This window comes from Novosphingobium sp. DS6-6 (genome assembly GCF_057784975.1).
Genome location: NZ_JBYNTS010000001.1, coordinates 324,107 through 337,248, shown reverse-complemented (window position 1 = coordinate 337,248; position 13,142 = coordinate 324,107). Strand labels below are relative to the sequence as shown.

Genomic DNA, 13,142 nt, shown 5'->3' with positions numbered 1-13,142 from the left:
CGGGATGAGCGATCGAGCGGAGATGGACGAAGCGGCCGCAGCCAACGAAATGATGCGGCTGGCAAAGCAGATCGCCTATCACAACCGGCGCTATCATGCTGAAGACGCGCCGGAAATATCCGATGCGGCGTACGATGCGCTGGTGCGGCGCAACGCCGAGCTGGAAGCTGCATTTCCCCATCTGATCCGCGCCGACAGCCCGTCGCGGGCAGTGGGCCATGACGTATCGTCCTCGCCTTTGCGCAAAGTGACGCACGAGGTTCGGATGATGAGCCTCGACAATGCGTTCACAGCCGAAGAGGTGGCGGAATTCTTGGCGCGGGTGCGACGCTTTCTGGCCCTGCCGTCGGACGCGCAAGTGGTAATGACAGCGGAAGACAAGATCGACGGGCTATCCTGCTCCTTGCGTTACGAGGACGGAAAACTCGTGCGTGCGGCCACCCGCGGCGACGGTCAAGTGGGCGAGGACGTGACAGCTAATGTCCTTTACATCAGGGACATACCGCAGGAACTTGACACCGGTTCGGGAATGGTGCCGCCCGCCGTGTTCGAAATCCGGGGCGAGGTCTACATGGCGAAGGCCGATTTTCTGGCATTGAATGCGGCACAGGCGGAAAAGGGCGAGAAGATCTTTGCCAACCCTCGCAACGCCGCCGCCGGTTCGTTGCGCCAGAAGGATGCCAGCGTCACGGCCAGCCGGCCCTTGCGCTTTCTGGCGCATGGCTGGGGGGCCGCCAGCGCGGTGCCGGCGCAAACCCAGTGGGACATGATGCGGCAGATCGCGGTCTGGGGCCTGCCGGTCTCCCCGTTGCTGGTACGCTGCGAAAGCGCGGCCGAGATGCTGCGGCATTATGCCAGCATTCAAGCGCAACGCGCTGAAATGCCTTATGACATAGATGGCGTCGTCTACAAGGTAGACAGTCTGGAATGGCAACGGCGGCTGGGATTCGTGGCCAAGGCGCCGCGCTGGGGCATGGCCCACAAGTTTCCGGCGGAGCGCGCCGAAACGACCGTGGAGGCAATCGACGTTCAGGTGGGTCGCACCGGCAAGCTGACGCCCGTGGGCCGGCTGCGCCCGGTGCTGGTGGGCGGCGTCACGGTTACCAACGTCACTTTGCACAACCGCGACGAGATCGGCCGGCTCGGCATGCGGGTGGGCGATCGCGTGGTCTTGCAGCGGGCGGGCGACGTTATTCCCCAGGTGGTCGAAAACCTGACGCGGGACGAAGCGCGCCCGGCCTTTGCCTTTCCCGATCACTGCCCCCAGTGCGGCAGCGAGGCGGTGGCCGAAGAAGGCGAGGTAGACGTTCGCTGCACCGGTGGCCTGATCTGCCCGGCCCAGCGCACCGAGCGGCTGCGGCATTTCGTCAGCCGCGGCGCGCTCGATATCGAAGGCCTGGGGGAAAAGACCATTGCCGAATTCTTTGCCCTGGGCTGGCTGGAAAGCCCGGCCGACATCTTTCGCCTGCGCGGGCGCCGCAACCAGATCCTGGAGCGCGAGGGATGGAAGGACAGATCGGTCGACAATCTGCTGGCGGCGATCGAGGCCAAGCGGCGGCCGGACGCGGCCCGCCTGCTGTTCGGCCTGGGCATCCGCCACGTTGGCGCGGTGACCGCGCGTGACCTGATGAAGCGCTTCGTCACGCTGCCGGCCCTGCGTGCCGCGGCCGAAAAGGCGCACGGCGGCGACGCGGACGCCCGGGCCGATTTGCTGGCCATCGACGGCGTGGGCCCGGTGGTGATCGAAGCTTTGGGCAGCTTTTTTCATGAAGCCCACAACGTTGCCGTCTGGGACGATCTGCTGGGCGAAGTGAGCCCGCCCGATTTCATCGTGGAAACGCGCGCCAGCGCCGTGGCCGGCAAGACGGTGGTGTTCACCGGCAAGCTGGAGACCATGAGCCGCGATGAAGCGAAAGCCCAGGCCGAGGCGCTGGGCGCGCGCGCGGCCGGCAGCGTCTCGCCCAAGACCGATCTGGTCGTGGCGGGGCCAGGCGCGGGCAGCAAGTTGAAAAAAGCTGCGGAATTGGGCATAGAGGTGATCGACGAGGCCGCCTGGGCCGCGATTTTCAAAACAGCGGGATAGCCGACAATGGCATTGCACACCTGGTGGCTGTTTGTGGCCACCGTGTTTTTCATCTCGATCTCGCCTGGCCCGAACATGCTGCACGTGATGACTCGCAGCGTCACCGTCGGCTTTGGTCGCGCCGTTTTTGCCATGGCCGGCTGCTTTCTGGCCGTGCTCACGCTGCTGAGCCTTTCGGCTGCCGGTCTTTCCGCCGTGCTGGTGGCAATGCCCGAGGTTTTCACGACGCTCAGGATCGCGGGCGCGGCCTATCTGCTCTATCTGGGGTACAAGGCCTGGACGGCCGAAAGCGCCGCGATCACGGTGGAAGGCGGCGTGCCGGCCGCGGCCCCATCCGCGCTCGCGCTGTTCCGCACTGGATTCCTGGTGGGTATCAGCAATCCCAAGGCCCTGCTGTTTGCCGGGGCCTTCTTCCCGCAGTTCATCGATCCGGCCCGGCCCGAGCTTACCCAGTTTGCGGTGATGGTGGCGACATTCGGGGTAATCGAGATCACCTCGTACATGATTTATGCGCTGGGCGGGCGATCGATGGCGCGCTGGCTGGACAAGCCTTCGCCGCGCAAGCTGTTCAACCGCGTGACCGGGGGCATTTTCGTGGCATTCGGCCTGGCGATGGTGGGCAGCCGGGCGTGATGGCCGGCGGGCGTCACCACTTTTGCGACCAGGCCGGCAGTGCTCCGGGCCTGCTGGCGCGGATGCGCGGGGTGGCGCGGCGCCGCAGCCAGAGGATCGACCAGTCGCCGCGCACCTGGCGCGCGGCCAGGCGCAGCCCGGCGCGGGCATAGGCGGCGCGCACGGCCGCTTCCTGGGTCGCGAGCAGGCCGGCAAGCAGGACATGGCCGCCGGGCTTGACGGCGGCGGCAAATTCGGGCGCCAGTTCGATCAGCGGCCCGGCGAGGATGTTGGCGATCAGCAGGTCATACGGCGCCGAGAGGCACAGCAGCGGGTGATCCATCCCCGGCGCGATCACCATGGCCAGCCTGCCCGGCCCGTCGCCCAGCTGCACGCCGTTGGCATCGGCATTGGTGGCGACCACCGGGCCGCACACGGCATCGATGTCGCTGGCGATGGCGCGCGCGCCGGGCCAGAGATGCAGCGCGGCAAAGGCCAGCAGGCCCGTGCCGGTGCCGATATCGGCCAGGTTGCGCACGGCCGCGCCATTGGCTTTCATGTGCGCCAGCATGGCCAGGCACCCGGCGGTGGTGGCATGCTGGCCGGTGCCGAACGCCTGGCTGGCGGGAATCAGGAAATTGCGGATACCGGGCGTGCCCGATGCCGGATGTTCGGGCGTATGGACGTGGAACGGGCCTTCGCGGATCGGCTCCACCCCGTTCTGGCTGAGCGTGACCCAATCCTGATCGGGCAGCTTTTCCACTTGCATAAGGGGTACGCCGTCAGCGAACAGCGCGGCGATGGCCGCGCGCGCGGCCTTGCCCGGCTTGTCGGCCAGCCAGGCTTCGAGCTGCCAGTCGTCGGGCCGGTCTTCGGCGATCTCGCTGCCGGCGATGACGATGCCGGGGTCCCAATCGATAACGTCTTCGTGCGCGACGAGCGCTGCCTGAACCACGTCGCGCGGGGCAAGGATAGTGATTTTCCAGCTCATGGCGCGCTTTGCGGGGCGGCGGCTTCCTTGGCAAGCGTTTCGTCGAGCAGCCTGCCGCCGCGTTCGGCATAGGCGCGGCAGGCATCGGGCGCGGGCGCGGGCGGGCCGGCCGCGACCCGCGCGAAAAGGTCGCTCGCCCCCGGGTGAGGCGTAATCAACAGCGTGCAAGGCAGCCGCGCGATCCGGCCGAGCGAGGCACGGAACATGGCAACGTAGGCGGGGTGCTCGCCAAAGCGCCACCCCGGCGCGGCAATCGCGGTGACGCTGTCCACATAGGCCACGGCGCGGCAATCGCGGCGCACGCAGCTTGTCCAGGTCCAGCTGGTGGAGCCCGGCGAGTGGCCGGGCGTGGCATGGGCCGTCAGGCGCAGCGGACCGAGCGCCAGCACGTCAGCATTGCGCAGCAGGCGATCGACGGCGACTTTGGGAAAGGGCTTGAGTTGCAACGATTGCGGATCGTCGCGTGGCACCTGGCCGCTTTCCAGCACGCGCGCGGCGGCCGGCCTGGCGGCGAGGCGTGCGCCGGTCATCCGCTTGAGCCTGGCCAGGGCGCCGGCGTGGTCGAAATGTTCGTGGCTGGAAACGATCCAGCGCACGTCGGCCAGGCGAAAGCCGGCTGCCTCGATATTGCGAGCCACGATTCCGGCCGCCTCCGGCAGGCCGCCGTCGATCAGGATATGGCCTTGGGGAGACGTGATGAGAACGGCGCTGATCCCGCACGTGCCGACATACCAGGTGTTGGCGAACAGGCGTTGCGGCGGGGCCGGATCGGCCCAGCCATCGCGCCCCGCACAAACCGTCTGCAATGTCGGCGCAGGCAGCGCAGTTTTTCGGACAGGCCGCGCATGCGTGGCCGCAGGGGCGAAGAGCAGTGCCGCCAGTGCGGCTGCGAACGGAACTTTGAACCACATGCGCACGGGTTTGCGCGCCAATTTGCCGCATGACAACATACGAATTCACCTTCCCCGTTTCGCCGGCTTGCGCCCCGGGGCATTTCGACTAATAGCGACTCGTCCCGGCCGGAAACCTGATACCGGCCGGCCTTGCGAAAAGAAGGGGAAGTTTCATGGCGCTGGCGCGCGGCAACCGGCCACTTTCGCCGCACCTTCAAATCTGGCGTTGGGGCCCGGGCATGCTGGTCTCGATCCTCCATCGCGTGACGGGCAACGGCCTGGCCTTTCTGGGAACGGCGCTGCTGATCTGGTGGCTGGGCGCGATCGCCAGCGGCCCGGAAGCCTATGACACGTTCATGACCTATGTGTGGACGGGTGCTGCCGGCGGGCTTTCGGCGCTGACCGCGATCCTCGGCAGGATCGTGCTGGTGGGCCTTTCCTGGGCGTTCTTTCAGCATGCCTGCTCGGGCATTCGCCACCTGGTGCTGGATATCGGCGTCGGATACGAGATTTCGGGCAATGCCCGTTGGTCGGTCTTCACGCTGATCGCTTCTGTCGGTCTTACGGCCCTGTTCTGGGGTTTCGTGCTGCTGCGCTGAGCGCCGGCACGCCCACTGATTTTCGGAGGTACCATGGGTAACGGAACTTCGATCGGTCGCGTCCGGGGGCTGGGCTCCAGCCACGCCGGCACGCACCACTGGCTGGCCCAGCGCCTGACGGCCGTGGGCAACCTGATCCTCATCCCCTTCCTCGGTGTGAGCCTGGCTCTGCTGCCCGCGCACGATTTCATCACCGTGCATGGCTGGCTGGCCCGTCCGCTTCCGGCCACGATGCTCGTTCTGCTGATCATCAACACCCTCTATCACGCGAGGCTGGGCGTGCAGGTGATGCTCGAAGACTATGTCCATGGCGAAGGGGGCAAGGTCGCTTCCTGGCTTCTGATCAACATCGTGCCCGCCGCCGCTGCCGTGTTCGGCATCGTCTCGATCATCCGCATCGCACTCGGGGGCGCTTGAGCCATGTCTGCTGCCTACAAGATCATCGACCATACCTACGACACCGTGGTCGTCGGCGCCGGCGGTTCGGGCCTGCGCGCCACGATGGGTTCGGCCCAGGCCGGCCTGCGCACCGCCTGCATCACCAAGGTTTTTCCCACGCGCTCCCACACCGTGGCGGCGCAGGGGGGCATTGCCGCCTCTCTGCAGAACAACACGCCCGATCACTGGACGTGGCACATGTACGACACCGTCAAGGGGTCAGACTGGCTGGGTGACCAGGACGCCATCGAATACATGGTGCGCGAGGCGCCGGCCGCGGTCTATGAGCTGGAACACGCCGGCGTGCCGTTCAGCCGCAATGCCGATGGCACGATCTATCAGCGTCCGTTCGGTGGCCACATGCAGAACATGGGCGAAGGCCCGCCGGTACAGCGGACGTGCGCCGCGGCCGACCGTACCGGCCATGCCATGCTTCACGCGCTCTATCAGCAGAGCCTGAAGTACGACGCCGACTTCTTCATCGAATATTTCGCCATCGACCTGATCATGGAAAACGGTCAGTGCCGCGGGGTGATCGCGCTGTGCATGGACGATGGCTCGATCCATCGCTTTCGTGCCCATGCGGTAGTGCTGGCGACCGGCGGCTATGGCCGCTGCTATTTCACCGCCACGTCGGCCCATACCTGCACCGGCGATGGCGGCGGCATGGTGCTGCGGGCCGGTCTGCCGTTGCAGGACATGGAATTCGTCCAATTCCATCCGACCGGCATCTATGGCGCCGGTGTGCTGATCACAGAAGGCGCCCGCGGGGAAGGCGGCTATCTCACCAATTCCGAAGGGGAGCGCTTCATGGAGCGCTATGCCCCTTCGGCCAAGGACCTGGCGAGCCGCGACGTGGTTTCGCGCTCCATGGCGCTGGAAATCCGCGAAGGGCGCGGGGTGGGGCCGCACAAGGACCACATCTATCTGCACCTTGACCACATCGATGCCAAGGTCCTGGCCGAACGCCTGCCCGGCATTACCGAAAGCGGCAAGATCTTTGCCGGGGTGGACCTGACGCGCCAGCCTCTGCCGGTGGTGCCGACGGTGCATTACAACATGGGCGGCATTCCCACCAATTATCACGGCGAAGTGGTGACCATCGGGCCGGACGGCAATCCGGAAACCGTGGTGCCGGGGCTGTTCGCAGTGGGCGAGGCGGCCTGCGTTTCGGTACACGGCGCCAACCGCCTGGGGTCCAATTCGCTGATCGACCTGGTGGTGTTCGGCCGCGCGGCCGGGCTGCGTCTCAAGGAACTGATCAAACCGGGCACGGCGCACAACTCGCTGCCCAAGGACAGCGCGGACCTGGCGCTGACCCGCCTCGATCATTTCCGCCACGCCAAGGGCGGATCGCCCACCGCCGGCATCCGCACCGAAATGCAGCGCGCGATGAGCCAGCATGCCGCCGTGTTCCGCACCGACGACCTGATGGCCGAGGGCAAGCAGAAACTGAGCACGATCTACGCGTCGATGCAGGACATCGGCATTTCGGATCGCTCGCTGGTCTGGAACACCGATCTTGTCGAAACGCTGGAACTGGACAACCTGATCAGCCAGGCCGCCGTGACCATGCATTCGGCCTTCAACCGCAAGGAAAGCCGCGGTGCCCATGCGCACGAGGATTTCCCCAACCGTGACGATGCCACCTGGATGAAGCACACCGTGGCATGGTTCGATGGCTGGGGCGGCACGGACGGCGGCATCAGGCTGGATTACCGTCCGGTCCACGAATACACGCTGACCGACGACGTGCAGTACATCAAGCCCAAGGCGCGCGTGTACTGATCCACGCCTGACAGCCACGCGTGCCGTAATCGGCAAGATGGCCGGGGTTGGCAAAGCCCCGGCCATTTCTGTTTGTCCAAACCGGGGATTGTTGCACTGTCGCGGACCGATGCACTGCCATAGGCCTGGCCGGTGCGCTCTGACGATCGGAGCAACCGGGAGGCTGAACATGACGTATTATCGGGACGGGGCGGAAGTGGCATTAGACCAGGCACCGGCTCAACGGCGTATCCCGTCCTCCACGTTCCTGGCCAACGGAAAAGTGCTGGTCATGAACGAGGGCCAGCAGAATTCGGGAAACTATGTTTACGCCGTGTTCGGCACCGACGGCGCCGCCACCGGCGTGGACGTCACGGCACGCGCCTATAACGTCTTCGCCCTGGCAGATGGCAATGCCATTACGGCAACCGATCCATCGACCGGGGGCGAGGGCATCACGCTGTCTTTTCTCGATACGGACCCGACCGACGGCGTGACCACCGGCAGCATCACCGTTTCCGCGCCCACCGGCAACAGCCTCTATACCGGAACTTCCGTGCTTGCCCTTACCGGCGCCAATCTGGGCAAGGCCGCCGTCGTGAGCAACATCGGTTTTGGTGGCAGTACGGCGAACGTAATGGTCAATATCGTTGATCTGGCGACCGGCACCGTCAGTGCGCGGTTCGTCAGCGCCAATTCCAACCGAGACGTTTCGCCGGTCGCGACGCAACTGGCCGACGGCACGCTGCTGACATTGGCGCGGGACGATCACGACGGCTATGTCTATGCGATCAACGCCATAGACGGCGCCACGATCCGGAGCGGCACGCCGCTTTCGCTTTCCACCAGATGGGGCAACGCCGTGGACGTGCAGGTTGTCGGCCTTGCCGACGGCGGCTTTGTCGTCGTTTGGGCGGAGAACCATGGCAGTGGCGGCTTCACCTCTCCGGGGACGTTGCACGCGCAGGTCTATGATAGCGCCGGCGTGGTGACGCAGCCGGATATGATCGTCAGCGAGGCCGGCCCTCGCTTCGTCGGCTCCACCGATGTCGTCGCGCTTGCCGATGGGGGTTTCGCAATTGCCTGGGCCAGCGTCAACGCCACGACCGACGCCAACGGGGCAAGCGAGATCGCGCTGCGGACCTATGACGCCGCAGGCATCGAAACAGGCCGGGAGCAGATCGTCAACACCACGACAGCAGGAAGCCAGGATTCCACGCGATTGACAGTGCTGTCCGATGGCGGCCTTGCCGTGTTATGGCGCGATCAAGACGGCCAAGTGCATACCCAGACGTTCCACACCCGCCCGGGCGAAACTCTCGAGGGCACCGACGGCGCAGACAGGCTGGTCGGCACCGACAAGGACGATCTGTTCCTGGGTCACGGCGGCGACGATACGTTCTTGGGTGGGGCCGGGAACGACACCGTGAGCTTTGCCGATGCAGACCAGGGCATCTTTGTAACGCTGGCAACGGTCAGGCCGGTCGACACGCTCGGGGCGGGCACGGTCAGGATCAAGGGCATCGAAAACGTCATCGGCTCCGGGTTCGACGATACGCTTTATGGCAACCGGGAGGCCAACCGCCTGGAAGGGGGCGCGGGCAACGACCGGTTGAACGGCGGCTTGGGGGACGATCATCTGCTGGGCGCCGAGGGTAGCGACAGGCTCTATGGCCAGGGCGGGGCCGATCTGATGGAGGGCGGATCGGGCAGCGACACATACTATGTGGACAATGCCGGCGACAAGGTGATCGAGCGCGGCGACGATGCAGGGATCGATCAGGTCTTTGCCACGGTCAGCTATGCGCTGGGTGCTCATGCGGAACGGCTGAGGCTGGTAAACGGGGCCGGCAACATCGATGGAGCCGGCAACAATGCCGCCAACGTCATCGTGGGGAACGATGGCGACAACGTTCTGAGCGGCGGGGGCGGGGTGGATTCGCTGCGCGGCGGGGCCGGTCATGACACGTTCCTGTTCGATGCCGGCCCCTATGCCGTCGGGCGTATGGTGATCGGTGACTTCGTTAGCGGGGAGGACAAGATCGCCCTTTCCCTCGGCGCCTTCGGTGCAGGTTTCTATGGGCAGTCCACGGGCGCTCTTTCGGCGGCGGAATTCGGCTACGGCACCAGGGCGCTGACCGCCGAACAGAGCCTGATCTATGACAGAGCAAGCGGCAATCTCTTTTACGACAGCGATGGCAACGGCGCGGAAAAGGCTGTGCGGATCGGCGTCCTGAAGGGGGCACCCGATCTGGACCTGGCGGACATCATCCTGATCTGACGTGGTTCCAATCCGTTCGGCCAGACCCATGCGCCGGTCGCATGCCCTAGCGTAACCGGCACCGGGACGTAACGGTCAGGGATTATCCCTCTGCTGTTCTTTCTGCTTCTCTTTCGCTGCCTTGGGGGCCGCCTCCTGGCGCGCGCGGCTGGCGGCGATCGCCTTTGCGTCTTTCGCGCTGGCGGCTCGGGCAGGATAGGGGCAGCCGCGCGACTGGCCCACGCCTTTGAGAAACGAACGACGCGCGGTGCCGGCGAACAGCGCCACCTGCCATTGCCGCTGCGCCGCATTGGCGCCCGAGATTTCGCGGATGATGCCGCCGAACGGAATCAGCGAGCCGACGATGGATTTTGCCGTGTTGCCGACCATGATCCCGCCCTTGGTCTGGGCGGCAAGATCGATATCGTCGCCCAGAGCCGCATCGAGCCGGCGGATTTCAGCCGCGAGCGCGGAGCATCCTTTAAGCCCGGCCAGGGCATAAGGCGATTCGCGCGCCCGTTCGAGGATAGGCGGAATATCTTCCTTCTTGAGGTTGACCGTTTCCAGCGGCGCGGCAACGACATCGCCGACCTTGGCATCCTTGGGCGCGACGACCGTTTGCGCGCGGGCGGGAAAGGGCGAGAGGGCGAGCGACGCCATTGCGCCGATCAGCGCGGCGCGGGCGGCAAGGCGGCGTGGTGACATGATTGGCAAACTCCCCGGTGTGCCGGCATTACGCGGGAAACCGGGCAAGGTTCCTGATTGGTTATACCGCGCCCTGGGCAAACGTGTTGCACGCGCCGGGATCGCCGCTATCAAGCCCCCTGCGCAGCCAGGCCATGCGCTGCGCGGCGCTGCCATGCGTGAAAGCCGCTTCCACCGGAGCGCGGCCCGCCGCTTTCATCAATGTGTCATCGCCGATCTGATGCGCGGCACGCAGCCCTTCTTCCACATCGCCGGTTTCGATCCGCCCGCGGTTCTGGGCGGCCCAGACCCCGGCATAGCAATCGGCCTGCAGTTCGAGCCGCACGGAGAGGGCATTGGCCGCGTCGGGATTGGCCCGCTGCGCGCGCGAAACGCTTGCCGACGTGCCGGCAAGGCTTTGGACGTGATGGCCATATTCATGGGCCATGACGTAGATCCGGGCGAAATCACCGCCGGCGCCCATCTTGCGATCGAGCTCGGTGTAGAAATCGGTATCGATGTAGATGCCCCGGTCGGACGGGCAATAGAACGGGCCCATCGCGCTTTGCGCCGCGCCGCAGCCCGAGGTGCCCTGGCTGGAATAGAATACGAGCTTGGGGGCCCGGAATGCGACGTTCCCGGCCTTGAGCAGCGGTTGCCATGTCTTGTTGAGCGACGATAGCGCGTTGCAGCTTTCGCGGCTGAACGCATTGGCGTTGCAGACATCGGCCAGTGTTTCACCGTCGGGACGGCCGATCTGCTGCGATGGCGTTTCCCCGACGGGACCGGCCAGCTGCTGCGGCAGCCCGCCGAACAGGAACGAGGCGCCAACAACCACGATGATGCCGACAATGCCGAAGCGCGAGCCGACCAGGCTGAGGATCAGGCCAAGCGGAAAGCCGCCCCCACCCCCGCCGAACGAAAAGCCGCCGCCCCGGCCGCGCTGGTCTTCCACATCGATGTCGTTGTCGTAATCGTCGAGCCGCATGGCCTGCCTGTCTTTGCGTTGCGGCCGCGTACGGCCTGACCCTGGGTGGCTTGTAGCCGAACTGGCAAGCCACGGCATGCGACAATGTTCCGGAAGAGAGGCAGGAAAAATGCGACGTTCTGTCGGTTCATCGCGCTTTGTAACATTGGGAACTTGCGTGCGGACGCGGCTTTTGTCAGCAGAAGGCCTGCGCTGAAGCGTTTGGGGACTTCGATGAGTCGTGGCGCATGGCCGATGGGGGCACCGGCCCTGATCCTGCTGGCAACCGTGTTGCTGGCAGCCGCACCGCGCCTTGCCGCGGCGCCTGCGCCCGCTGCCCCCACGCTGGAGCAACGGCTGCATGCGCATGTCGAAATCCTGGCCAGTCCGGCCCTGGGCGGCCGCCGTCCCGGCACCGAGGGCGAGTCGCAAACCCTGCGTTATCTGGCCAGGCAGTGGTTCGAGATCGGCCTGGAATCGGGCACCAATATTCCCGGCAGCCCGTGGTTTGCGCCGGTCGATCTGGTGGCGCGCGAGCCGGTGCTGTCGCGCGCGACGTTCATGCGCGGCCGCCGCCGCCTGATGGCCGACGAACGCGACGTGTTCGTCATCACGTCCGGCGTGCGCAATCTGGTGGAAAGCGCGCCGGTGCTGTTCGTCGGGCATGGCATCGTTCCCTCGCGTACCGAACTGGCAGGGCGGGTGGCCCTGCTGCTTGACAGCAAAGCCCCGCCGGTTGCCAACACGATGCGCGGCGCCGGCGCCAACGGGCGCGGCGCGGCGGAACGTCTGCTGGATGGCGGGGCCATGGCGGTGGTGACGGTGCTTGACGGCGTGCGCAGCCTGGAAGACGTGGTGACGCGGCGGCGCAAGGCCGAAATGGCCCTGGCCGGAGAGCGGACGGACAACGAGATCGAGGCTTTCATTACCCCGGAGATGGCCGACCGCTTGCTGGGCGGCACGCCCGCGGCCCCTGGACAGGCGTTCGTCGCCGCCCGGCATGAGGCCGATCAGCCCGATTTCAGCCCGCGGCTCATCGGCGCAACCGCCAGCCTGGAAGCAACGAGCAGGGAAACGCGGGTGCGCACCCACAATCTGCTGGGCCGCATATCCGGCCGCTCGCCACAGACCGGCGCGGTCCTGCTGGTAGCGCATTGGGATCATTTCGGCATCTGCACCGATACGGGCACCATTTGCCCGGGCGCCGTGGACAATGCCAGCGGTGTGGCGGTGATTACCGAAGTGGCGCGCCAGATCATGGCCGCGGGGCCGGCGCGCGCACCCGAACGCGATATCTATCTGCTGGCCACCACGGCCGAGGAAATGGGCTTGCTTGGCGCGCTGGCCTTTGCCGAAAACCCGCCTTTGCCGCTGGGCCGCGTTGTGGCGGCGTTCAACGTGGACAGTACCGGCCTGGTGCCGCCGGGCGGCCCGGTGGCCATCGTGGGGCGGGGGATGACCGGGCTGGACGACGGGGTGGCACGCGTGCTGGCGCGGATGAAGCGCAAGCTCTCGCCCGGTCTGGCTGCCAATGCCTTTGTCCGCCGGCAGGACAGCTGGGCGCTGCTGCAGCATGACGTGCCCGCGATCATGGTCAGCAGCAGCTATGCCGACGAGGCGCGGCTGGGCCGCTTCATGGACAGCGCCTATCACAGCCCGGCCGATACGGCCGACAAGGTGAATTATGCCGGGCTGGCCGATGAAGTGCAGATCATGGCCGAACTGGTGCGCGATTTCGCCGATCCGCGGCGCTATCCCGGCGCCGCCCCGGCCGCCCCGCCCGCGATTGCCGCAAGGCCGGTTCCCGGCCCGGCAAATAGCCCGGGAACCCCCTAGCCAATTGTTCCC

Annotated in this window: 11 protein-coding genes; 7 read left to right on the top strand and 4 right to left on the bottom strand. The window is 66.1% G+C overall.

The window, feature by feature from the left end; translation table 11 throughout:
- Positions 1 to 4: 4 nt before the first annotated feature.
- Both ligA and AC3EDY_RS01560 read left to right on the top strand, forming a co-directional pair.
- Entirely contained in the window at positions 5 to 2,083 is a 2,079-nt protein-coding gene (gene ligA / locus AC3EDY_RS01565; RefSeq protein ID WP_488570683.1) for an NAD-dependent DNA ligase LigA, read from the top strand.
- A 6-nt stretch (positions 2,084 to 2,089) separates the two neighbouring features.
- Positions 2,090 to 2,716 (top strand): LysE family translocator, encoded by a 627-nt coding sequence (locus AC3EDY_RS01560; protein WP_488570682.1) that lies wholly within the window; start codon positions 2,090 to 2,092, stop codon positions 2,714 to 2,716.
- Between the two features lie 13 nt (positions 2,717 to 2,729).
- Here the strand turns inward: AC3EDY_RS01560 and AC3EDY_RS01555 are convergent, their stop codons facing one another.
- Positions 2,730 to 3,686: a 50S ribosomal protein L11 methyltransferase gene (locus AC3EDY_RS01555; RefSeq protein WP_488570681.1), complete on the bottom strand. Its 957-nt coding sequence runs from the start codon at positions 3,684 to 3,686 to the stop codon at positions 2,730 to 2,732.
- Positions 3,683 to 4,492 carry a subclass B3 metallo-beta-lactamase gene (bla, locus tag AC3EDY_RS01550; protein ID WP_488570680.1) on the bottom strand — a complete coding sequence of 270 codons (810 nt, stop codon included), beginning with the start codon at positions 4,490 to 4,492 and terminating at the stop codon, positions 3,683 to 3,685. The genes AC3EDY_RS01555 and bla overlap by 4 nt, the downstream gene beginning before the upstream one ends.
- Before the next feature lie 260 nt (positions 4,493 to 4,752).
- Between bla and sdhC the strand changes: the two genes are divergently transcribed.
- From sdhC to AC3EDY_RS01530, 4 genes are all read left to right on the top strand, one after another.
- Positions 4,753 to 5,178 carry a succinate dehydrogenase, cytochrome b556 subunit gene (gene sdhC, locus AC3EDY_RS01545; protein ID WP_488570679.1) on the top strand — a complete coding sequence of 142 codons (426 nt, stop codon included), beginning with the start codon at positions 4,753 to 4,755 and terminating at the stop codon, positions 5,176 to 5,178.
- A gap of 33 nt (positions 5,179 to 5,211) precedes the next feature.
- The gene (gene sdhD, locus AC3EDY_RS01540; RefSeq protein WP_488570678.1) at positions 5,212 to 5,595 is read left to right on the top strand and encodes a succinate dehydrogenase, hydrophobic membrane anchor protein; all 384 of its coding nucleotides are present in this window, start codon (positions 5,212 to 5,214) and stop codon (positions 5,593 to 5,595) included.
- A gap of 3 nt (positions 5,596 to 5,598) precedes the next feature.
- A complete protein-coding gene (gene sdhA, locus AC3EDY_RS01535) occupies positions 5,599 to 7,404 on the top strand; it encodes a succinate dehydrogenase flavoprotein subunit (RefSeq protein ID WP_488570677.1) in 1,806 nt (601 codons plus the stop codon).
- 169 nt (positions 7,405 to 7,573) lie between these two features.
- Positions 7,574 to 9,664, top strand: coding sequence for a calcium-binding protein (locus AC3EDY_RS01530; protein ID WP_488570676.1), 2,091 nt, complete (start codon positions 7,574 to 7,576; stop codon positions 9,662 to 9,664).
- 75 nt (positions 9,665 to 9,739) lie between these two features.
- Here the strand turns inward: AC3EDY_RS01530 and AC3EDY_RS01525 are convergent, their stop codons facing one another.
- Positions 9,740 to 10,348: a hypothetical protein gene (locus tag AC3EDY_RS01525; protein WP_488570675.1), complete on the bottom strand. Its 609-nt coding sequence runs from the start codon at positions 10,346 to 10,348 to the stop codon at positions 9,740 to 9,742.
- Between the two features lie 61 nt (positions 10,349 to 10,409).
- Positions 10,410 to 11,315 carry a KPN_02809 family neutral zinc metallopeptidase gene (gene ypfJ, locus AC3EDY_RS01520; RefSeq protein WP_488570674.1) on the bottom strand — a complete coding sequence of 302 codons (906 nt, stop codon included), beginning with the start codon at positions 11,313 to 11,315 and terminating at the stop codon, positions 10,410 to 10,412.
- Between the two features lie 234 nt (positions 11,316 to 11,549).
- Between ypfJ and AC3EDY_RS01515 the strand changes: the two genes are divergently transcribed.
- On the top strand, positions 11,550 to 13,130 hold the full coding sequence (locus tag AC3EDY_RS01515) for a M28 family metallopeptidase (protein ID WP_488570673.1): 1,581 nt from the start codon (positions 11,550 to 11,552) through the stop codon (positions 13,128 to 13,130).
- Positions 13,131 to 13,142 lie beyond the last annotated feature (12 nt).